This is a genomic window from Microbacterium sp. ZXT2-5 (assembly GCF_055329545.1).
Window position 1 is genome coordinate 277,582 of sequence record NZ_JBUZWD010000002.1, and the last position, 20,817, is coordinate 298,398.

The 20,817-nt window shown below is 71.8% G+C and carries 21 protein-coding genes and 2 tRNA genes; 14 read left to right on the forward strand and 9 right to left on the reverse strand.

Annotated elements, in window-relative coordinates; translation table 11 throughout:
- Window positions 1–30 precede the first annotated feature (30 nt).
- Entirely contained in the window at window positions 31–2,118 is a 2,088-nt protein-coding gene (gene glgX / locus ACZBH1_RS14770) for a glycogen debranching protein GlgX (RefSeq protein WP_463647060.1), read from the reverse strand.
- Between the two features lie 109 nt (window positions 2,119–2,227).
- On the opposite strand from glgX, the gene ACZBH1_RS14775 reads away from it, so the two are divergent.
- From ACZBH1_RS14775 to ACZBH1_RS14790, 4 genes are read left to right on the forward strand one after another with little or no spacing between them, the layout of a single operon-like run.
- Window positions 2,228–3,412, forward strand: coding sequence for a cysteine desulfurase family protein (locus ACZBH1_RS14775; RefSeq protein ID WP_463646812.1), 1,185 nt, complete (start codon window positions 2,228–2,230; stop codon window positions 3,410–3,412).
- A 9-nt stretch (window positions 3,413–3,421) separates the two neighbouring features.
- Window positions 3,422–4,519, forward strand: a complete 1,098-nt coding sequence (mnmA, locus tag ACZBH1_RS14780; protein WP_463646814.1) for a tRNA 2-thiouridine(34) synthase MnmA — start codon at window positions 3,422–3,424, stop codon at window positions 4,517–4,519.
- 57 nt (window positions 4,520–4,576) lie between these two features.
- Complete coding sequence (gene ligA, locus ACZBH1_RS14785) at window positions 4,577–6,910, forward strand: NAD-dependent DNA ligase LigA (RefSeq protein WP_463646815.1); 2,334 nt, start codon at window positions 4,577–4,579, stop codon at window positions 6,908–6,910.
- Between the two features lie 15 nt (window positions 6,911–6,925).
- Window positions 6,926–7,234, forward strand: coding sequence for a YciI family protein (locus ACZBH1_RS14790; protein ID WP_463646816.1), 309 nt, complete (start codon window positions 6,926–6,928; stop codon window positions 7,232–7,234).
- Between the two features lie 38 nt (window positions 7,235–7,272).
- Here the strand turns inward: ACZBH1_RS14790 and ACZBH1_RS14795 are convergent, their stop codons facing one another.
- Window positions 7,273–8,973 (reverse strand): long-chain-fatty-acid--CoA ligase, encoded by a 1,701-nt coding sequence (locus ACZBH1_RS14795; RefSeq protein ID WP_463646817.1) that lies wholly within the window; start codon window positions 8,971–8,973, stop codon window positions 7,273–7,275.
- A gap of 60 nt (window positions 8,974–9,033) precedes the next feature.
- Here ACZBH1_RS14795 and gatC point away from each other — a divergent pair, with 60 nt between their 5' ends.
- The 6 genes from gatC (at window position 9,034) to ACZBH1_RS14825 (ending at window position 14,717) form a co-directional block, all read left to right on the forward strand.
- Window positions 9,034–9,333, forward strand: coding sequence for an Asp-tRNA(Asn)/Glu-tRNA(Gln) amidotransferase subunit GatC (gene gatC, locus ACZBH1_RS14800; protein ID WP_336396965.1), 300 nt, complete (start codon window positions 9,034–9,036; stop codon window positions 9,331–9,333).
- A 9-nt stretch (window positions 9,334–9,342) separates the two neighbouring features.
- Complete coding sequence (gene gatA / locus ACZBH1_RS14805; RefSeq protein ID WP_463646818.1) at window positions 9,343–10,863, forward strand: Asp-tRNA(Asn)/Glu-tRNA(Gln) amidotransferase subunit GatA; 1,521 nt, start codon at window positions 9,343–9,345, stop codon at window positions 10,861–10,863.
- Window positions 10,863–12,386, forward strand: a complete 1,524-nt coding sequence (gene gatB / locus ACZBH1_RS14810; RefSeq protein WP_452324462.1) for an Asp-tRNA(Asn)/Glu-tRNA(Gln) amidotransferase subunit GatB — start codon at window positions 10,863–10,865, stop codon at window positions 12,384–12,386. Before gatA ends, gatB begins: the two co-directional genes overlap by 1 nt.
- Before the next feature lie 97 nt (window positions 12,387–12,483).
- A complete protein-coding gene (locus ACZBH1_RS14815; protein ID WP_452324461.1) occupies window positions 12,484–13,746 on the forward strand; it encodes a DNA polymerase IV in 1,263 nt (420 codons plus the stop codon).
- A gap of 82 nt (window positions 13,747–13,828) precedes the next feature.
- Complete coding sequence (locus tag ACZBH1_RS14820) at window positions 13,829–14,149, forward strand: hypothetical protein (protein WP_336396969.1); 321 nt, start codon at window positions 13,829–13,831, stop codon at window positions 14,147–14,149.
- Window positions 14,124–14,717 (forward strand): nucleoside/nucleotide kinase family protein, encoded by a 594-nt coding sequence (locus ACZBH1_RS14825; RefSeq protein ID WP_463646819.1) that lies wholly within the window; start codon window positions 14,124–14,126, stop codon window positions 14,715–14,717. Before ACZBH1_RS14820 ends, ACZBH1_RS14825 begins: the two co-directional genes overlap by 26 nt.
- 9 nt (window positions 14,718–14,726) lie before the next feature.
- Here the strand turns inward: ACZBH1_RS14825 and ACZBH1_RS14830 are convergent, their stop codons facing one another.
- From ACZBH1_RS14830 to ACZBH1_RS14855, 6 genes are all read right to left on the reverse strand, one after another.
- On the reverse strand, window positions 14,727–15,221 hold the full coding sequence (locus ACZBH1_RS14830) for a DUF2017 family protein (RefSeq protein ID WP_378881166.1): 495 nt from the start codon (window positions 15,219–15,221) through the stop codon (window positions 14,727–14,729).
- On the reverse strand, window positions 15,218–15,526 hold the full coding sequence (clpS, locus tag ACZBH1_RS14835) for an ATP-dependent Clp protease adapter ClpS (protein WP_378881163.1): 309 nt from the start codon (window positions 15,524–15,526) through the stop codon (window positions 15,218–15,220). The genes ACZBH1_RS14830 and clpS overlap by 4 nt, the downstream gene beginning before the upstream one ends.
- A complete protein-coding gene (locus ACZBH1_RS14840) occupies window positions 15,517–15,867 on the reverse strand; it encodes a metallopeptidase family protein (protein WP_336396972.1) in 351 nt (116 codons plus the stop codon). The genes clpS and ACZBH1_RS14840 overlap by 10 nt, the downstream gene beginning before the upstream one ends.
- Window positions 15,868–15,922: 55 nt before the next feature.
- Window positions 15,923–15,998: transfer RNA gene (locus ACZBH1_RS14845), tRNA-His, on the reverse strand.
- Window positions 15,999–16,035: 37 nt separating this feature from the next.
- A complete protein-coding gene (orn, locus tag ACZBH1_RS14850) occupies window positions 16,036–16,662 on the reverse strand; it encodes an oligoribonuclease (RefSeq protein ID WP_336396973.1) in 627 nt (208 codons plus the stop codon).
- Window positions 16,663–16,739: 77 nt separating this feature from the next.
- Window positions 16,740–16,812 (reverse strand) — tRNA-Arg (locus ACZBH1_RS14855).
- A gap of 107 nt (window positions 16,813–16,919) precedes the next feature.
- Between ACZBH1_RS14855 and ACZBH1_RS14860 the strand changes: the two genes are divergently transcribed.
- Complete coding sequence (locus tag ACZBH1_RS14860; protein WP_463646820.1) at window positions 16,920–17,132, forward strand: methyltransferase; 213 nt, start codon at window positions 16,920–16,922, stop codon at window positions 17,130–17,132.
- A gap of 39 nt (window positions 17,133–17,171) precedes the next feature.
- Here the strand turns inward: ACZBH1_RS14860 and yczE are convergent, their stop codons facing one another.
- Window positions 17,172–17,777 carry a membrane protein YczE gene (gene yczE, locus ACZBH1_RS14865; protein ID WP_378881156.1) on the reverse strand — a complete coding sequence of 202 codons (606 nt, stop codon included), beginning with the start codon at window positions 17,775–17,777 and terminating at the stop codon, window positions 17,172–17,174.
- A gap of 61 nt (window positions 17,778–17,838) precedes the next feature.
- Here yczE and yczR point away from each other — a divergent pair, with 61 nt between their 5' ends.
- From yczR to ACZBH1_RS14880, 3 genes are all read left to right on the forward strand, one after another.
- Entirely contained in the window at window positions 17,839–19,263 is a 1,425-nt protein-coding gene (gene yczR / locus ACZBH1_RS14870) for a MocR-like transcription factor YczR (RefSeq protein ID WP_378881155.1), read from the forward strand.
- 424 nt (window positions 19,264–19,687) lie between these two features.
- Window positions 19,688–20,239: a single-stranded DNA-binding protein gene (ssb, locus tag ACZBH1_RS14875; RefSeq protein WP_336396978.1), complete on the forward strand. Its 552-nt coding sequence runs from the start codon at window positions 19,688–19,690 to the stop codon at window positions 20,237–20,239.
- A gap of 41 nt (window positions 20,240–20,280) precedes the next feature.
- Complete coding sequence (locus ACZBH1_RS14880) at window positions 20,281–20,817, forward strand: DUF6993 domain-containing protein (RefSeq protein WP_463646821.1); 537 nt, start codon at window positions 20,281–20,283, stop codon at window positions 20,815–20,817.

The window sequence follows — 20,817 nt, forward strand, 5'->3', positions numbered from 1 at the left end:
CGTGCGTCCCCGCCGCGGGCGGGAGCTCGTCTACTCGGCGCGGAAGAGGCGCATGGACGTCCCGGGGAGCCGGACGATCTCGCCCGGCGCGTACGCGGTCTCCGTGGCCGCGGAGGGGACCTCGTCAGCGCTGGACCACAGCGACGTGAACCTCGTCACACCGTCGATGTCGGGCAGCGTCACATCGATCGGCCGCTCGGTCCCGTGCACCATGAGCAGCACGCGGTTGAAGCCCTCGAACTCCGGCGTCGAGGCCGCGACGTACTGGAGCGTCCGGTGCGCGGGGTCGGTCCAGCGCTCGCCCGACATCGTCCGGCCGTGCTCGTCGTACCACTCCATGACGGACGCCGACGGCGTGTGCTCGCCGAGACGGGCGAAGCGGCTCGGGCGAAGGGCCGGATTGTCCCGCCGCAGTCGCAGCAGGTGACGCACGTGCGCGTAGAGGTCGCGCTGCCACGGCGCGTGCTCCCAGGACAGCCACGTGAGCATCGAGTCGTGGCAGTAGGCGTTGTTGTTCCCGCGCTGAGTGCGCGCGAACTCGTCGCCGGCGGTCAGCATCGGGACGCCGGCGGACAGCAGCAGGGTCCCCAGCAGGTTGCGCATCGCCTTGCGTCGCGTGGCCAGGATGGCCTCGTCGTCGGTGGGTCCTTCCGCGCCGTGGTTGAACGACCGGTTGGTGTCGGCGCCGTCGCGGTTCTGCTCGCCGTTACCGTGGTTGTGCTTGACGTCGTACGACACCAGATCGCGCAGGGTGAAGCCGTCGTGCGCGGTGATGAAGTTGACGCCGGCGAGGGGGCCGCGCTCCTCGACGAAGGTGTTCGCGGATCCGGCGAGGCGGGTGGCGAATCCACCGACGCCGACCGGCGAGGTCGATGCGCGACGGGCGTAGTCGACGTCGCTGAGCCAGAAGTTGCGGACGCGGTCGCGGTAGCGGTCGTTCCACTCGCTCCAGCCTTCGCCGAAGCCGCCGGTCTGCCAGCCGCCCAGGCCGACGTCCCACGGCTCGGCGATCTTCTTCACGCCTTCGAGGGCGGGGTCGTCGAGGATCGCGCGCAGGAGCGGGTGATCGGGGGTGAACGTATGCGCCGCGTCGCGCCCCAGCGTCGCGGCGAGATCGAAGCGGAAGCCGTCGACCTGGACGTCGTCTGCCCAGTACCGCAGCGAATCCAGCACGAGCCGGGCCGCGGCATCCGTCGACGTGTCCAGCGAGTTGCCGCAGCCGGTCACGTCGATGTAGGCGCCGTCCGCCTGCTGCCGGTAGTAGGCGCGGTTGTCGATGCCCCGGAGGCTGGACCGCGGACCGCCGATGCCCTCTTCGGCGGTGTGGTTGTACACGACATCGAGGATGACCTCCAGGCCCGCCTCGTGGAGCAGCTTCACCATGCCCTTGAACTCGCGCAGCACCGCGTCGGGTCCCTGGCGGCGGGCGTCCTCGGTGGCGTACGCCGCGTGCGGCGTGAAGAAGTTCAGGGAGTTGTAGCCCCAGTAGTTGGTGAGACCGTGCTGGAGGAGGCGGGGCTCCGTCGTGAAGGCGTGCACCGGAAGCAGCTGGATGCTCGTGACCCCGAGGTCGAGGAAGTGGTGCACCATCGCCGGGTGCGCAAGTCCCGCGTACGTGCCGCGCAGCGCGCCCGGGACATCCGGATGCCGCTTGGACAGGCCCTTGAGGTGTCCTTCGTAGATCACCGTGCGGTCCATGGGCACCCGCGGCTTGCTTGCGCCCGCCCAATCGAACGATCCGTCGACCACCGCCGATCGCCAGCCGTCGTAGCCCGTGCGCACGAGGCCCCGCGTGTACGGGTCGAGCAGGAGCGCGCCGTGATTGAACATGTTGCCCGGCCCCTGGGGGCCGTCGACGCGGATCGCGTAGCGCACGCCGGGGCGGAGCAGGGGAGAGGTGACCTCCCAGACGCCCCCTCCGACGTGAGCGAGGGGCTCGGTCGCGATGATCCAGTCGAGGTCGGTGTCGTCGAAGATGACGAGGTCCACTGCGTCCGCCGCTCCGGACCACACGCGCAGCCGGCCGCCCCCGGGCACGAGCACCACGCCCAGCCCGTCGAGCTCCGGGCTGAGCAGTCCCGGGAGGGGAGGCGAGATGACGGACTCCGGGCTGACCATGCGGACTACGATAACCATGGTCGGAGTCGGGGATGTTACGGGACTCGGTCCCATGTCCTCCGGCACTCGGGCGCACGACGACCGCAGATCGATCGCGAAGGAGGTCCGCGTGCAGATCTACCTCGACCACGCCGCGACCGCTCCGCTGCGACCGGAGGTGCGCGAGGCCTGGATCGACGCCGCCTCGAGCGTCGGGAACGCCTCGTCGATCCACGGTGCCGGCCAGCACGCCCGGCGCCTGCTGGAGGAGTCGCGAGAGCGACTGGCGGCGGTCCTCGACGCCGACCCGATCGAGGTGGTGTTCACCTCGGGGGGCACCGAGGCCGTCAACCTCGCCGTCAAAGGCCTGTGGTGGGCTCGCGGCCCGGAGGAGGACTCCGTGGTGATGCCCGACGCCGAGCACCACGCCACGCTCGATGCCGTGGCGTGGCTGCAGTCGCAGGGTGCGCACGTGCGCCACGTGGGCGTCGACGCCGAGGCGCGCATCCGCCTCGACGAGCTCGCCGCGCGCATGCCGGGGGCGGCGCTGGCGACCGGCCTGGTCGCGAACAACGAGTGCGGCACCGTCAACGCCGCCGCCTCGATGTCGCGAGCGGCGCTCGACGCCGGGGTTCCCCTGCACCTGGACGCCGTCGCGGCCTTCGGTCACGTGCCGGTGTCGTTCCGTGCGTGGCGAGCGGATGCCCGGGGAAGGGCGGGCCTGGCAGCCCTGAGCGTCTCGGCGCACAAGATCGGCGGGCCCGCCGGCGTCGGCGCGCTCCTGGTCGCCCGCGGCGCCGAGCTCACCCCCCTCATTCACGGGGGAGGCCAGCAGCGGAGCCTCCGCCCCGGCACGCAGGACGTGCCGGGGGCCGTCGGCTTCGCGGTGGCGGCCGAGCTGGCCGAGGCCGAGCGCGAGGCCGAGGCGGGGCGGCTGGCCGCTCTGCGCGGACGGCTGGTGGGCGGCATCCGTCACTCGATCCCGGACGCGGTGCTGCTGGGCGACCCCGTCGACCGCATCCCCGGGAACGCGCATGTCCTGTTCCCCGGAGCATCGGGCGAGACGCTGCTCTTCCTGCTGGACGTCGCCGGCATCGCGGTCTCGACGGGGTCGGCGTGCCAGGCCGGCGTACCGGAGCCGTCGCACGTCGTGCGGGCGATGGGGCGGACGGATGCCGAGGCCCGGCAGGTGCTCCGCTTCACGATGGGTCGCACCACGGCCGACGAGGACATCGATGCGGTGCTGGCCGCACTGCCGGACGCGGTCGAGCGCGCCCGGGCCGCGTCCGGGTCCCGGTCAGGCTCGCGTTCGTAGACTGGACGCATGCGAATCCTTGCGGCCATGAGCGGTGGCGTCGATTCCGCCGTCGCGGCCGCGCGCGCCGTGGACGCGGGTCACGACGTCGTCGGCGTGCACCTCGCGCTGTCCCGCGCCGGCGGCACGCTGCGCACCGGCAGCCGCGGGTGCTGCACGATCGAGGACGCGATGGACGCGCGACGCGCGGCCGACCGGCTCGGGATCCCCTTCTACGTCTGGGACTTCTCGGAGCGCTTCCGCGACGACGTCATCGACGACTTCGTCGCCGAGTACCGCGCCGGGCGCACCCCCAATCCGTGCATGCGCTGCAACGAGAAGATCAAGTTCGCCGCGCTGCTCGAGCGTGCGCTCGAGCTGGGCTTCGACGCCGTCTGCACGGGCCACTACGCCACGCTCGTCGAGGGACCGGGCGGACGGGAGCTGCACCGCGCGTCGGATGCCGCGAAGGACCAGTCGTACGTGCTCGGCGTGCTCACTGCCGAGCAGCTCGCACACACGTACTTCCCCCTCGGCGCGACGCCCTCCAAGGCGGTCGTACGCGCCGAGGCGGAGTCCAGGGGGCTCACGGTCGCGCACAAGCCCGACAGCCACGACATCTGCTTCATTCCCGACGGCGACACGCGCGGCTGGCTGGCGGAGAAGGTGGGCGCCGAGCGCGGCGACATCGTCGACCGGACAGGCACCGTGGTCGGCGCGCACGACGGTGCGCACGCCTTCACGGTGGGCCAGCGCCGCGGCCTTCAGCTCGGCATGCCCGCGCCTGACGGCAAGCCCCGCTTCGTGCTGGAGGTCCGACCCGTCACCAACACGGTCGTGGTCGGTCCGAAGGAGGCCCTGGCGACTGCCGAGATCGCCGGAGAGCGCTACACCTGGGCAGGGCGCGCGCCCGAGACCGGCGCGTTCGCGTGCGATGTGCAGATCCGTGCGCACGCCGACCCCGTGCCGGCCGCCGCCGTTCTCCGCGAGGGCGTGCTGACCGTCGTGCCGACGACCCCGTTCGACGGCGTCGCGCCCGGCCAGACGGCCGTGCTCTACGACGGAACCCGCGTCATCGGGCAGTTCACGATCGACCGCACCGTGTCGGCCGTCCCCGTGGACGCCTGAGCGGCGGAAGATCCGCAAGCACCTCGTGCTGTCGGACCCCACTCCTAGACTGACGGGGTGACGGATGCCGTACTTCCCGCAGACGCCGGTCTCGAGGCCGCGCGAGCCGAAGCCCAGGAACTGACGGATCGCATCCTCGACGCGCGGGACGCGTACTACGGCCGCAACGCCGAGATCGTCGACGACGCGACGTACGACGCCTGGATGCGGCGCCTCGAAGAGATCGAGCACATGCACCCCGAGCTGCAGGGGCAGGACTCGCCCACGCAGACGGTGGGCGCGGCCGAGAGCTCGATGTTCGCCCCGGTCGAGCACGCGGAGCGCATGCTGAGCCTCGACAACGTCTTCAGTCCCGACGAGCTGCACGACTGGTGCGTCAAGACCGAAGCGGCCGCCGGGCGCAGGGTGCGGTGGCTCACCGAGCTCAAGATCGACGGGCTCGCCATCAGCCTCCGATACGAGCGCGGAGTGCTCACCTCCGCCGCCACCCGCGGCGACGGCCGGATCGGCGAGGACGTCACGATGAACGCGGCGCGTGTCGCCGGCATCCCGCACCGCCTTGCCGGCACCGGGCACCCCGACCTCGTGGAGGTCCGCGGCGAGGTGTTCATCCCCGTGGCCGCCTTCGAGCGGCTCAACGCGCTGCAGGCCGAGATGCGCGATCGCGCCGTCGGCGAGACGCGCGCCCGGAGCCGGGCTTTCGACGAGGCCAAGGCCCGCATCAGCGCGGAGCGTCGCTTCCCCTCGTTCGCCAATCCCCGCAACGCCGCCTCCGGTGGCCTTCGCCAGCAGCTCGACAAGAAGGACGGCCTCGAGCGCGAGGCCGGTCAGGCGAGGCTGGACTCCCTGCGCCTCTTCGTCCACGGCATCGGCGCGTGGAGCGACCCGCCGGTCGGCTCGCAGAGCGAGACGTACGCCCTCCTGGCCGAGTGGGGCCTGCCCGCGAGCCCGTACTTCCGCACCGCCGACGACGTCGACGGGGTGCTCGACTTCGTCGCCCACTACGGTGAGCACCGCCACGACGTGGAGCACGAGATCGACGGCGTCGTGGTCAAGGTCGACGAGCTCGCGCTGCATGACGAGCTGGGCGCGACGAGCCGTGCGCCGCGCTGGGCGATCGCGTACAAGTACCCGCCCGAGCAGGTGAACACGAAGCTGCTCGACATCGTCGTGTCGGTGGGGCGCACCGGGCGCGCCACCCCGTTCGCGGTCATGTCGCCCGCACGCGTCGCCGGCTCCGTGGTGCGACAGGCGACGCTGCACAATCAGGACGTGGTGCGCGCCAAGGGCGTGCTCATCGGCGACACCGTCGTGCTGCGCAAGGCCGGCGACGTCATCCCCGAGGTCCTCGGCCCCGTCGTCGAGCTGCGCGACGGGTCCGAGCGCGAGTTCGTGATGCCCGCCCACTGCCCGGAGTGCGGATCGCCGCTCGCGCCGGCCAAGGAGGGCGACATCGATCTGCGGTGCCCCAACACCCGCGCCTGCCCGGCGCAGGTGCGGGGCCGGGTCGAGCACATCGGCTCGCGCGGCGCCCTCGACATCGAGGCGCTGGGCGAGGTGACCGCGGCGGCCCTCACGCAGCCCTCGGTGCCCGAGGAGCCCCCGCTCGACACCGAGGCGAGCCTGTTCGACCTCACCCTCGATCAGCTCGTGCCGATCGAAGTCGTGGTGCGCGACGCCGAGACGGGCGAGCCCCGCGTCGACGAGAAGACCGGCGAGCTCGTGCGGCGGGCGCCGTTCCGCCGCAACCCCTCGGCGGCCGAGAAGAAGGCGGGCCTGACCGGCCCGCAGCCCTCGTCGCAGGCCCTGACCCTGCTCGATCAGCTCGAGCGGGCGAAGACCAAGGAGCTCTGGCGATTCCTCGTGGCACTGAACATCCGGCATGTCGGTCCCGTCGCCGCGCGCGCGCTCGCCCAGTGGTTCGGCTCGGTGGCGGCCATCCGCGCGGCGTCGCGCGACGAGCTGGCGGGGGTCGAGGGCGTCGGCGGCATCATCGCGGACTCGCTGAGCGACTGGTTCGCCGTGGATTGGCATCGCGAGATCGTGGAGCGCTGGGAAGCAGCGGGCGCGCGGCTGGCCACGCCCGGTCACCCCGGGCCCGGCGGCGCGGTGGCCGGCGGCGGGGTGCTCGACGGTCTCACCGTGGTCGCCACCGGCTCACTGGAGGGGTACACGCGTGAGGGAGCGCAGGAGGCCATCATCCAGGCCGGCGGGAAGGCCGCCTCCAGCGTGTCGAAGAAGACCGACTTCGTCGCGGCGGGTCCCGGCGCAGGCTCCAAGCTGGCCAAGGCCGAGGAGCTCGGCATCCGGATCCTCGACGCCGCGCAGTTCCACGTGCTCGTCACCCAGGGGCCCGAGGCGCTGGAGCCGCTCGCCCCGGATGCCGGATGAGGGCATGATGGCGCCATGGCCCAGTGGCTCTACCGCATCGTGCCCTCCCGACCGGAGATGGTCGCCGACGCGACCGACGACGAGCAGCGCATCGTCGCGGACCACTTCGCGTATCTGGTCGACCTGCGCGACCGCGGCATCCTGATCCTCGCCGGGCGCACGCAGGAGGGCGAGGGGACGTTCGGCGTCACGATCTTCGAGGCCGACGACGAGCAGGCCGCCCGGGCTGTCATGGCGGCCGACCCAGGGATCTCGGGGGGAGTGTTCCGTGCGACGCTCCACCCCTATCGCGTCGCAGTGGCGCGGGACGGCCTCGCCGGCTGACGGCGGATCTGGGGGCGACGGAGACCGACCCCTGCTGATCAGGAGCCGCTGTTGAGTGCCAGCAGGCGTTCGCGCACCTGACGGCGGAGGACCTTGCCGATCAGCGACTTCTGCAGCTCATCGACCACGAAGACGCGGCGCGGCACCTTGTAGGGCGTGAGGATGCCACGGGCGAACTCGCGCACGGCGTCCACGTCGACCTCCTGACCGGGCGCGGCCACCACCGCCGCGACCACCTCCTCGCCGGAGTGGTCGCTGGGAAGGCCCACGACGGCGGCATCCTCGATCTGCGGGTGCTGCCGCAGCGCGTTCTCCACCTCGGTCGGGGCGACGTTGAAACCGCCGGTGATGATGAGCTCCTTGATGCGGTCCACGATGCGCACGAAGCCGGCGTCGTCGATGGTGACGATGTCGCCGGTGCGGAACCAGCCGTCGGCGAAGACGGCCTCGGTCTCCTCCGGCTTGCCGTAGTAGCCGCTGAAGACCTGCGGGCCGCGGACGACGAGCTCGCCCCGCTCGCCTGCGGGGACGTCGGCCGTCGGGTCATCCGGGTCCACGACCCGGCACTCGGTGCCCGGCAGCGGAAGGCCGACGGTCCCCGGCACGCGGTTCTCGGCGACGGGATTCGCCATGAGCACGGGCGAGCACTCGCTGAGGCCGTAGCCTTCGACGAGATAGCCGCCGGATGCCTCCTCGAACGGGACCACGAGCTCATGCGGCAGCGCCATCGCCCCCGAGATCGCGACCTGCGTGCCCGCGAGCGAGACGCCCTTCTCGCGCGCCGCCGCGAGCAGGCGGTCCGCGATGGGCGGCACCAGCGGGAGGAACGTCGCGGGATGCTTCTTCGTGACCTCGAGCACCATGTCGGGGTCGAAGCGCGGGAACAGCACGAGACGCGCGCCCATGGACATCGCGAAGGTCAGGCACAGCGTGAGCCCGTACGCGTGGAACATCGGCAGGACCGCGTAGACGACGCATCCGTCGCCCCGCACGATCGACGGCACCCACGCCTGCGCCTGCGCCGCGTTGGACAGGAGGTTCCGATGGGTCAGCGCCGCGCCCTTGGGTGCGCCCGTCGTGCCGCTGGTGTACTGGATCAGGGCGAGGTCGTCGGTGCCCGGGCGCGGGTGCGATGCGGGCAGCGGCGACGCGCCCACGACCTGCGCCCACGGCACGGTGCCCGAGACGCGCTCGGCGAGCGCCCCCCGCGCCTCGCGGGCCTCGGCGATGGGAAGCGTCAGGGCCACGCGCATGCGCAGCGGCATCGCCTTGACGACGTCCACCGAGATCAGGCTCGACACGGCGACGTCGGCCGGGAACTCCTGCACGGTCTTGACGACCTTGGTCCACACGATGGCGTGCTTGGCGCCGTGGTCCTCGAACTGCTTGCGCAGCTCGCGCGGCGTGTAGAGCGGATTGTGCTCGACGACGACGGCCCCGAGTCGCAGGATCGCATAGAAGGCGACGATGTGCTGGGGGCAGTTGGGCAGCACGATCGCGACCGGGTCTCCGGCCTTCACGCCGAGGTCGCGCAGCCCCGCGGCCGCGCGCTCGATCTGCTCGTGGAGGGAGCGGTACGACGTCTCGCGACCGAAGAACTGCAGGGCCGCGGCATCCGGATAGTCCCGCGCCGACGCGTCGACGATGTCCACGAGCGATCCGGTCACGGGGGCGAGGTCTTCCGGAACCCCCTCCGCATAGCTGGCGATCCAGGGGCGAGGCGGGTCGTACGTCGTCACGCGCTCAGCCTACGCCGCACGCGCCACGGGCCGGGGGTGCGGCCCCGGTAGGCTGTGGGGGTGTCTGAAATCACCCCCGATCTCGTGCGCCATCTCGGTGTGCTCGCCCGGATCCAGCTCAGCGACGAGGAGGTCGGGCGCCTGACAGGGCAGCTCGACGCGATCGTCGACAACATCGCCAAGGTCTCCGAGGTCGCCACCCCCGACGTCCCCGCCACCAGCCACCCGATCGCGCTGCAGAACGTGTTCCGCTCGGACGTTGCCGGTGAGCAGCTGACCCGCGCGCAGGTGCTCCAGAACGCACCGGATGCCGCCGACGGCCGCTTCCGCGTCACCGCGATCCTCGGCGAAGAGCAGTAAGGGGCCCCCGTGACCGATCTCACGAAGCTGAGCGCCGCCGCGCTCGCAGACAAGCTCACCGCCGGCGAGGTCTCCAGCGTCGAGGCGACGCAGGCCCACCTCGACCGCATCGCCGCGGTGGATGCCGACATCCACGCCTTCCTGCACGTCAACGCGCGCGCGCTCGGCGTCGCCGCCGACGTCGACCGCCGTCGCGCCTCCGGCGAGGAGCTCGGCCCGCTCGCGGGCGTGCCGCTCGCGATCAAGGACGTGCTGGTCACGACCGACATGCCCTCCACCAGCGGATCGAAGATCCTCGAGGGGTACATGTCGCCGTACGACGCCACCGTCGTCGCACGGTCCCGCGCCGCCGGACTCGTCCCGCTCGGCAAGACGAACATGGACGAGTTCGCCATGGGGTCCTCGACCGAGCACTCGGCGTATGGACCGACCCGCAATCCGTGGGACCTCGACCGCATCCCCGGCGGCTCCGGCGGTGGCTCGGCCGCGGCTGTCGCCGCCTTCGAGGCGCCGCTCGCGCTCGGCTCCGACACGGGCGGATCGATCCGTCAGCCGGCGCACGTCACGGGGACGGTGGGGATCAAGCCCACCTACGGGGGCGTGAGCCGGTACGGTGCCATCGCCCTCGCCTCGAGCCTGGACCAGGTCGGTCCCGTCACCCGCACGGTGCTCGACGCCGGGCTCCTTCATGACGTGATCGGCGGCCACGACCCGCACGACTCCACCTCGCTCGCGCACGAGTGGCCGTCGTTCGCCGCGGCCGCGCGGGAAGGCGCGAGCGGCGACGTCCTCAAGGGACTCAAGGTCGGCGTCATCCGGGAGTTGCCCGACAGCGGCTTCCAGGCCGGCGTCTCGGAGTCCTTCCGGTCCGCGCTGGCGGCGATGGAGGCGCAGGGCGCCGAGATCGTCGACATCAGCGCACCGCACTTCGAGTACGGGGTCGCCGCGTACTACCTGATCCTCCCGGCCGAGGCGTCCAGCAACCTCGCCAAGTTCGACTCGGTGCGCTTCGGGCTCCGCGTCGACGTGCCGGGCGGCACGGTCGAGGATGTCATGGCCGCAACCCGCGACGCCGGCTTCGGCGACGAGGTGAAGCGTCGCGTCATCCTCGGCACCTACGCCCTCTCCGCGGGGTACTACGACGCGTACTACGGATCGGCGCAGAAGGTGCGGACCCTCATCCAGGGCGACTTCGCCGAGGCGTTCTCGCAGGTCGACGTCATCGCCACGCCGTCCGCTCCGACCACCGCCTTCAAGCTCGGCGAGAAGATCGACGACCCGCTGCAGATGTACCTCAACGACGTCACCACCATCCCCGCCAACCTCGCCGGTGTCCCGGGCATCTCGATCCCGTCCGGCCTGGCCCCCGAGGACGGCCTGCCGGTCGGCATCCAGTTCCTGGCCCCCGCCTACGAGGATGCGCGCCTGTACCGCGTCGGCGCGGCGCTGGAGGCCCTGCTCGTCGACTCATGGGGCGGTCAGCTCCTCGACAGGGCGCCCGCGCTCGGTGTGAACGGAGGAGCCCGCTGATGGCGAAGGACAAGCTGATGGACTTCGACAGGGCGCTCGAACTCTTCGAGCCGGTGCTCGGATTCGAGGTGCACGTCGAGCTCAACACCGAGACCAAGATGTTCTCCGGCGCGGCGAACCCGGCGAACTCCGCCAACCACGGCGCCGAGCCGAACACGCTCGTGGCGCCGGTGGACATGGGCCTGCCCGGCTCGCTCCCTGTCGTGAACGAGACTGCGGTGCGGTACTCGATCAGCCTGGGTCTCGCGCTCGGCTGCTCGATCGCACCCTCCAGCCGGTTCGCGCGGAAGAACTACTTCTACCCCGACCTCGGCAAGAACTACCAGATCTCCCAGTACGACGAGCCGATCGCGTTCGAGGGGCAGGTCGAGATCGAGCTGGCCGACGGCACGGTCGTCGAGGTGCCCATCGAACGGGCGCACATGGAGGAGGATGCCGGCAAGCTGACGCACGTCGGCGGCGCCACCGGTCGCATTCAGGGCGCGGAGTACTCGCTCGTGGACTACAACCGCGCCGGCGTCCCGCTCGTCGAGATCGTCACCAAGCCGATCTTCGGCGCCGAGCACCGCGCGCCGGAGGTGGCGAAGGCGTACGTGCAGACGATCCGCGACATCGTGATCGGCCTGGGCATCTCGGAGGCGCGGATGGAGCGCGGCAACCTGCGGTGCGACGCGAACGTGTCGCTGCGGCCCCGTGGCCAGGAGAAGCTCGGCACCCGCACCGAGACGAAGAACGTCAACTCCATGCGCTCGGTCGAGCGCGCGGTGCGCTACGAGATCCAGCGGCAGGCGGCGATCCTCGCGGCCGGCGGAACGATCACGCAGGAGACCCGCCACTGGCACGAGGACACCGGCACGACCTCGCCTGGTCGGCCCAAGTCGGATGCCGACGACTACCGGTACTTCCCGGAGCCGGACCTGCTCCCGGTCGCCCCGGCACCCGAGCTCATCGAGCAGCTCCGCGCGGCGCTGCCCGAACCGCCCGCCGCCCGTCGCCGGCGTCTGAAGGGGGAGTGGGGCTTCAACGACATCGACTTCCAGGGTGTCGTGAACGCCGGGCTCCTGGCCGAGGTCGAGGCGACCGTGGCGGCCGGTGCGTCGCCTGCTGCCGCCCGCAAATGGTGGATGAGCGAGATCAGCCGTATCGCGAACGCGGAGAACCGCGAGCCCGCCGAGCTCGTCACCCCCGCCCAGGTCGCCGCCCTGCAGGCGCTGGTGGACGCGGGCACACTCACCGACAAGCTCGCCCGCCAGGTGCTCGAGGGCGTCATCGCCGGTGAGGGCTCGCCGCAGGAGGTCGTCGACAAGCGCGGACTCGCGGTCGTCTCGGACGACGGCGCGCTCATCGCCGCCATCGACGACGCACTGGCCGCACAGCCCGACGTGCTGGAGAAGATCCGCGACGGCAAGGTGCAGGCCGCCGGCGCCGTGATCGGCGCCGTGATGAAGGCCATGAAGGGGCAGGCGGATGCCGCGCGCGTGCGTGAGCTGATCCTGGAACGCGCGGCCGCCACCGGCGCCTGAGCGCCGCGCCGCAGCACGCCGGCTGCGCCCGCGGCCGGTGTCTGCGGCGCACCCACGCTCCGGCGTGCGGTGCCGCGATTGCTGGAAGAATCGACGCATGGGTCGTGGCGACGGGAGCGGCAGAGTCGTCTCGGCGGATGGTGCCGACGACTCCGGCACCGGCATCCTGCACGTCGACATGGACGCGTTCTACGCCTCCGTCGAGCAGCTCGACGACCCGTCGCTGATCGGCAAGGCGATCATCGTCGGGGCGCCCGACGGCAGATCCGTCGTCTCGAGCGCATCGTACGAGGCGCGACGCTTCGGTGTGCGCTCGGCCATGCCGGTCGGCCAGGCGCTCCGGCTGTGCCCGACCGCCGTCGTGGTGCGGCCTCACTTCGAGCGGTACCTCGCGGTGTCGTCTCAGGTCATGCGGATCTTCCGCGACATCACGCCGCTCGTCGAGCCGCTGTCGATCGACGAGGCCTTCCTGGACGTGCGCGGGGCGCGTCGGCTGTGGGGGAGTCCGGGGCACATCGCCCTCATGCTGCGGCAGCGCGTGCGGGACGAGACGGGGCTCACGTGCAGCGTCGGCGTCGCCGCGACCAAGCACGTCGCGAAGATGGCCTCGACGCTGAGCAAGCCCGACGGGATGCTGATCGTCGCGGCGGCGGACACCGAGGCGTTCCTCGCCCCGCGGTCGGTGCGGGCGCTGTGGGGCGTGGGCCCCAAGGCCTCGGAAGCGCTCGAAGGCCGCGGCATCCGCACCATCGCGGACGTGCTCGATGCGCCTCGCGAGGTCCTCGACCGCGCGCTCGGGCCCGCGATGGGCGACCGCGTCTGGCATCTCGCCCGCGGGATCGATGCCCGGGAGGTCGACACCGAGCGGGTGGAGAAGAGCGTCGGCCACGAAGAGACCTTCGACCAGGACATCGGCGACGCCGTCGTGCTGCGGTCGGAGCTGCGGCGGCTCGCGGATCGTGTGGGCGCGCGCCTGCGGGCGAACGGGTGGGAGGCGTCGACCGTGGCGATCAAGGTCCGGTTCTCGGACTTCACGACGATCTCGCGGTCGCAGACCCTCGCGGAGCCCACGGCCGTCGGTCAGCGGATCGGGGATGCCGCGCACGAGCTGTTCGGGTCGGTGGAACGCGCGCTTCCGGTGCGGCTCATCGGCGTGCGCGCCGAGAGGCTCCGTCCCGCCGGGGTGGCGGCGCCCACGCTGTGGGACGACGACGCGGGCTGGCGGCGCATCGAGGACGCCCTGGACGGGGCGACGGCGAAGTTCGGCCGCGGAGCCGTCACGCGCGCGACGCTGCTGGGCTCGCGGGGCGGCGGATCCGTGCCGACGAGCCCTCCGGCGCCGCGTTTCGACCACGGCTGACACGAGGCCGACTCGGCAGCGTGACGCACCGGCCTTGCGGTGATGACTGTGCCTGCGGGCCCGCGCCCGCTAGCGTGGAGCCATGCCCAACATCGCACTCGAACTCGGCAGGCAGTCCGCGTCCTTCGGCGTGAAGAGCGCCTACGGCGAGCAGCAGGACGTCGACGGCGTCCGCCTGATCCCGGTGGCACTGACGTGGTCCGGCTTCGGCGGCGGATCCGACGAGGCGGGCAACGGCGGCGGCGGCGGTGGCGGGTGGGCCATCCCGGTCGGCGCATACATCCGTCGAGGCGACGACGTGCGGTTCGAGCCGAACCTCGTCGCGCTGGTGGCCGTCGCGGTCCCGTTCGTGTTCTTCGCCGGTCGCGCGCTCAGCCGTGTCATCCGCGCCCTCAAGAAGTAGCTCGGACGCGGTCGGCTCCTCCCTGGCTCTCGCTGTCGCGCGCATCACGGCGGCGGTCGCCGACGTGGCGGCATCCAAGCCGGTCGTGCTCATCGACGGCCGCAGCGGTGCGGGGAAGTCCTCGCTGGCTCGCGCCCTCGTCGCACGGTGGCCGCTCCGCGGACGCGTGCAGCTCGTCGCGCTCGACTCGATCTACCCAGGATGGAACGGGCTGGAGGAGGGCGCGGAACTCGCCCGTCAGCTGATCCTCACGCCGCATGCGCGCGGCGTCATCGGCGTGTGGCAGCGGTGGGACTGGACCGCGGGCGAGCCGGCTGAAGCGCACGCCGTGGACCCCTCGCTGCCGCTGATCGTCGAAGGAGCGGGACTGCTGACCCCGGCCAGCGCGAAGCTCGGTGACGTGCGCGTCTGGCTCGAGTCGCCCGCGCCATCGCGGCGGCAGCGGGCGCTGGATCGCGACGGCGAGACCTTCCGCCCGCACTGGGAAGGGTGGGCCCGCCAGGAGCAGCGGCACATCACGCGGAACGAACCGATGCGGCTCGCGACGCACGTCTTCGACGTGCCGTGACGCAAACGGTCAGTCGTGCGGGTCGAGCGCGCCGACCAGTCCGTCCAGCCGGTAGCCCAGCCAGTCGTAGATGCCGAAGCGCGGATCGGCGGAATCATGGTCATCGGCCTCGGCGACGCCCAGCCGGGTGGCGAGCACAAGCCTCACCGCAGCCAGCGTGCGCAGCCAGGCTTGGGCGGCGGCCGGATCGAGCCGGATCTCCGTCTCTTCCAGGAGCGCCGGGTCCTCGGGGTCGTCGGGGATCTGCGAGGCCTCGCCGAGCGAGGCCAGCACGACGGCGGCATCGGCACTGCGGCGGTCCAGCAGATCGGACTGCGTGAGCGCGCGGAACTCCCGTGCGGCCTCCTCGTCGTCCGAGTACGCGGACGGCACCAGTCGCGCGATCGCCGGATCGCCGTCGTCGGGTCCCGACTCGCGGAGCAGGTCCGCGAACTGGCCGACCAGGCCCGAGAGGTGCGCCGCCTCCAGGCGGGTGATCTGCATCACGACCGTCCGCGCGCTCACAGCGGAGCCCGTCGAACGGTGGCCCACAGCCCGTAGTCGTGCATCGCCTGTGCGTGCAGCTCCATCTGCTCGCGGGCGCCCTGCGAGACGACGGCATGACCCTCGTGGTGGACGGCGAGCATGAGGCGCTCCGCCTCGGCGCGGGCGAGGCCGAAGTACTCGCGGAACACGTGGGTGACGTAGCTCATCAGATTCACCGGGTCATCCCACACCACCGTCTGCCACGGCGCATCGGGATCGACGCGTGTGGCCTGGTCGGTGTCCTCCCAGGTGCCGGGCGTCGTCAGCGCCGTCATCATGCCCACCCGAGTTCGTGGAGGCGGTCGTCGTCGATGCCGTAGAAGTGCGCGATCTCGTGGACCAGCGTGGTGTGGACCTCGCTGCGCAGCTCCTCGTCGCTCTCGCACGCCGCCAGATGAGGTTCGCGGTACACGATGATGCGGTCGGGCAGCTCTCCGACGCCGTAGCGCTCGCGCTCGGTGAGCGCCCACCCGTCGTACAGCCCGAGCAGGTCGAGGCTGCCGTCCTCGGGGCGGTCCTCGACCACGAACACGACGTTGTCGAGCCCCTCCACCATGTCGTCGGGGAGGAGGTCCAATTCGTCGATCACGAGCTGCTCGAAGGTCGCCGCATCCATCTCCATCATGATGCCCCGCTCCGACGCGAATGGGGCGCGATTCGCGCGCCCCATTCGAAGGAATTGGGGTGAGTAACGGGACTCGAACCCGCGACATCCGGCACCACAAGCCAGCGCTCTACCAACTGAGCTATACCCACCATGTCTCCCGCCTGCGCGGGCAACCAGAAGATTCTCTCACACCTCTGGGGCAAACGACGACACGGCGGCGGCGGCCGCCGCGCGGGCTCCGTCGCTGGTCGGGCCGGGCTCGGGAACGAACACCGCCTGGCGGTAGTACGCGAGCTCGCGGACGGACTCGAGGATGTCGGCGAGCGCCCGGTGGCCGCCCTCTTTCGCCGGCGCATGGATGTACGCGCGGGGGTACCACCGGCGGGCGAGCTCCTTGATGCTGGACACGTCGACGTTGCGGTAGTGCAGCCACCGGTCGACGCGCGGCATGTACTTCGCCAGGAACATGCGGTCGGTGCCGATGGTGTTGCCTGCGAGGGGCGCCTTGCCCTCGAGCGGCACGAAGCGCTGGATGTACTCGAGGACCTGGAACTCGGCGTCCGCGAGGCTCACCCCGTGCGGGATCTCATCGAGCAGGCCGGAGGTACGGTGCATGTTCGTGACGAACTCGTTCATGTTCGCCATCGCGGAGTCGTCGGGCTTGATCACGACGGCGAAGCCCGGGTCGAGTGGTCGCAGCTCGAAGTCCGTCACGACGACGGCGATCTCGACGAGCTCATCGACACCGAGATCGAGCCCCGTCATTTCGCAGTCGATCCACACCAGACGGTCGTTCTCGGATGCCCCCACCATGTGCTCCATCCTTGTGCAAGGTCCAGACATCCCACGGGCCTGGACGCGAGTCCCGGCTCCCACGCCGAGACCCCGTGCCCCTCCGGGAGGATTCGAACCCCCGACCTTGCGGGTAGAAGCCGCTCGCTCTGTCCCCTGAGCTACGGAGGGAAAGGTCCTGCCCAGACTACTAGGTGGCGCCACGCCCTCGCCGACGCTGGCGCTGGGACGCCGCCCGGCGTAGCGTCAGGGGCGGAGGCATCGAAAGGAGTTCACCGATGAGCACCACGGAGACGCGCCACCCCCTCTGGGTCGCCTACGGCGCGTCCGGCGTCGCCGGAAGCATCCGGAAGGACGACGACGGCTACACCGTCACGATGGCCGGCGCAGACGCCCCCGCGGGCACCTATCCGTCGATGGAGATCGCCAAGAGCGCTCTCCACGCGAGGATGGCGCCGGGCAGCGAATGGCCGATGTTCCGGGAGCACTGAGGCAGGCGCCCACGCACCGGGTCGTCGTACCGCCGGGCGTCAGACCGATCGCCCGGCGGTCGGCGTCGGCTGCTTCCTCGTGTCCAGGAGCGGCAGCGCGACATGGACCAGCGGACCGATCAGGAACGCGAACAGCACCGTGCCGACGCCGACTGTGCCGCCGAGGAGCCAGCCGACGGCCAGCACCGACAGCTCCACCAGCGCGCGGCACATCCAGATCGGCCATCCGAGGCGGGCGTTCAGGCCCGTCATGAGCCCGTCCCGCGGGCCGGGGCCGAAGCGCGCCCCGATGTAGAGGCCGGAGGCCAGCGCGACGACGAGGATGCCGCCGAGGAGCATGGCGACCTGGGCCGCCAGGCCGGAGATCGGGGGCACGACCCCCAGCACGATCTGCATGCTCGTCCCGACGAGGAGGATGTTCGCGACCGTCCCCACGCCGGGGCGCTGGCGCAGCGGGATCCACAGCAGGAGCACGAAGAACCCGACGATGTTGGTGATCCAGCCGATGCCGATGCCGGTGCGCAGGGAGAGGCCCTCCGCGAACACGGTCCACGGGTCCACCCCGAGTCCGGCTTCCACGGTCAGCGCGCACCCTGCGCCGTAGAGGAACAGGCCGACGAGGAGCTGGGCGATGCGGCGTGGCATACAGCCATCCAATCGCATGATTGGCATGCCGGATGCAGTCCAATGCGGCTACTCTGGCCCCATGGACTCCCGCGTGTCTGCCCGCGCTCTCGCATCGGCGCTCGGCGGGTGGCGCTCGCGAGAACCGGCCTACGAGGCTCTCGCCGACGGCATCCGTCTCCTCTGCCTCGACAACCGCCTGGCCCCTCGAACGACGCTTCCGGCCGAGCGTGAGCTCGCCGCCGCCCTCCACCTCAGTCGCAGCACCGTGGCGGCGGCGTATCGCAGCCTGCGTGACACCGGACACATCTCGAGCCTTCGGGGTTCGGGGAGCGTGACGCTCCCGCTCGCGCGCCGCGACCCCGGGCGGGTGGCGGCGGCGGACGGCATGATCGACCTGCAGCAGGCCAGTCCTCCCGCCTGGCCCGGCCTAGCGGGCATCATGGCCGAGGCCGCCGCGAACGCGTCGGCGCTGCTCTCGCGCGCCGGATACGACGTGCTCGGACGCATCGAGCTGCGCGAGGCGATCGCCCGGCGGTACACCGAGCGGGGGATCCCCACGCAGCCGCAGGAGGTGCTGGTCACCACGGGCGCGCAGAGCGCGATCCACCTGGTCTCGTCTGTGCTCGTCGGGCGCGGAGACCGCGTCCTCATGGAGACCCCGACGTATCCCCACGCGGTCGACGCACTCAGGCGCGCCGGAGCCCGCCTCGTGGGCGTCCCCGTGACGACGGAGGCCGGGTGGGACGTGGACCGGGCCGAGCAGGCTTTCGCCCGGACTCTGCCCGTGATGGCGTACCTCATGCCCGACTTCCAGAACCCGACGGGACGGAGCATGACCGCTCTCGAGCGCGCAGCCGTCCTTGCCGCGGGCGAGCGCGCGGGCTCCGTCCTCGTCCTCGACGAGACGACCGCCGATCTGGACATCGACCGCGGCGCCGTGGCGCCGGGATTCGAGGCGTCCGAGCCCGGCACCGTCGTGCGGATCGGGTCGCTGGGCAAGACCGTCTGGGGCGGGCTGCGGCTGGGCTGGGTGCGAGCCGACGGCGACCTGATCCGGCGCCTCGTCGCGGCGCGACCCGCACACGATCTCGGCACCCCCGAATTCGAGCAGGCGCTCGCCACGAACCTGCTCGCACGCTTCGACGACGTGGTCGCCCAGCGGTCGGAGCTGCTGAAGGCCGGCCGCGACGCGGTCGTGCAGGCGCTCGGCGCACAGCTGCCGTCATGGGACATCCCCGTCGCACACGGGGGAGTCTCACTGTGGATCGAGCTGGGCGCACCGCTGAGCTCCGCCCTGGTGATGGAGTCGCGCTCGCGCGGCGTGCTGCTGAGCGCAGGGCCGCGGTTCTCGGTGGACGGCGGCCATGACCGGCATCTGCGGGTGCCGTTCACCTCGCCGCCGGACGAGATGACGCGTGCCGCCGGCCTCTTGGCGGATGCCTGGGCGGCCGTGCGGGCGGGCGCGCCGTCATCGGCCGTCGAGGCGGCGGGCGCCGTCGTCTGAGTCGCGGGCGCGATGCCCTCACCGTCCGAGGCGGAGGCAATCGATCGCATCCTCGGCGCTCCAGAAGTCGCCCACATCGCGGAATGCGCGCGACGCCGGGTGATACCTCCGGGCCCGGAAGCGCGTCCCGCCGTACGGCGGGCTCGGGTGTGACGAGGGCTTCGGACATGGTCTGCCGGCTCATCGACTCTCCTCTCCATTCGAACATACGTACGGGTCCCGACATCGCAGCGGCCCTCACCCCACGGCGGCTCCCCACGGCGGCTCCTCCCCAGCCGGCGTGCGGGGCCGCTCGTCCCCAGAAGGGCCGACCCCCGTCCAGGCGAGCGATGCCGGCAGCCATGCTGAACCCACCGCCGGCGCTTTCGGGCACGGGCGCCGGCGGTGCCGAGGAGAGTCCTCGCACGCAGAGAAGGGATGCGACATGAGCGATATGGGCGACATGATCACCGTCACGGGCAACGTGGGCACCACCCCGGAGCTGAAGCGCACGAACGCGGGCGTGGCCGTCACCACGTTCCGCCTCGCCAGAGGGCTGCGCCGATTCGACCGCGACGCCGCGGCGTGGTCGGATGCGGGGACGAGCTGGTACACCGTGTCGGTCTTCCGGGACCTCGCCGATCACGCCTTCACGTCACTGCACAAGGGCGACAGGGTGATCGTCACCGGTCGGCTGCGTGTGCGTGACTGGGAGACCTCGTCGGCGAAGGGCACCGCGGTCGAGATCGATGCGGAGGCGATCGGGCACGATCTGCGCTGGGGCACCACGACGTTCGTCAAAGCCGCGCGGCCGACGGCTCACGTCGGCAGCCGCACCTCCGCCGGGCCCGAGGACGCGTGGGCGGCGCCCGGCCTGGACGCGGGCGAGCACGAACTCGGCGCGCCGCACTCCGCCGAAGCGCCGCAGCCGCCGGCACTCCTCGAGGAGCACACCGGTGAGGGCGGGGCGGAGCCGGAGCCGGAGACGCCGTTCTGAGCCGTTCCGAGGCTCCACCGGTGGCCGTTTAGACTCTCTCCGTGCGCCGTCACCTCGCCTCCCGCTCGTCGTTGCGGGGGTCGTCCCGCCGCACGACCGGGATGGTGGCCGTCGCCGCCGTCCTGACCGTCTCCCTCGCCGCCTGCACCCCGGGTGGCCCCGCGACGGCCCCGCCGCCGGCGGCGAGCTCGCCGGCCGCCGCACCCAGCGCGTCGAGCGCGCCGGAGGACTCGGATCCGAGCGCGCCGCCGCTGGTCCCGGACGGCACGGCCGCAGACAACCTGCCGGCCTTCGCCGCGGTGACGGCGGCCGTCTGGGCCACCGATGACCGCGTCGCGGGGCGCGCCTACGTCGACGCGCTGGTGCAGGCGGGCTTCGACAGGTCCGCGATGCAGGTGACGCACGACCGCTCCACCGTGGGCGACCCGGCCGAGAGCATCCAGTTCTCCGTCCGATGGGATCAGGAGTGCCTCATCGGGCAGGTCGGCCCGGCGACCGGCGAGCCGGTGACCACGGTCGTGCCCGTCCTCGCGGAGGGCACCTGCCTCGTCGGCAACACGCGCCCCATCGACTGGTGA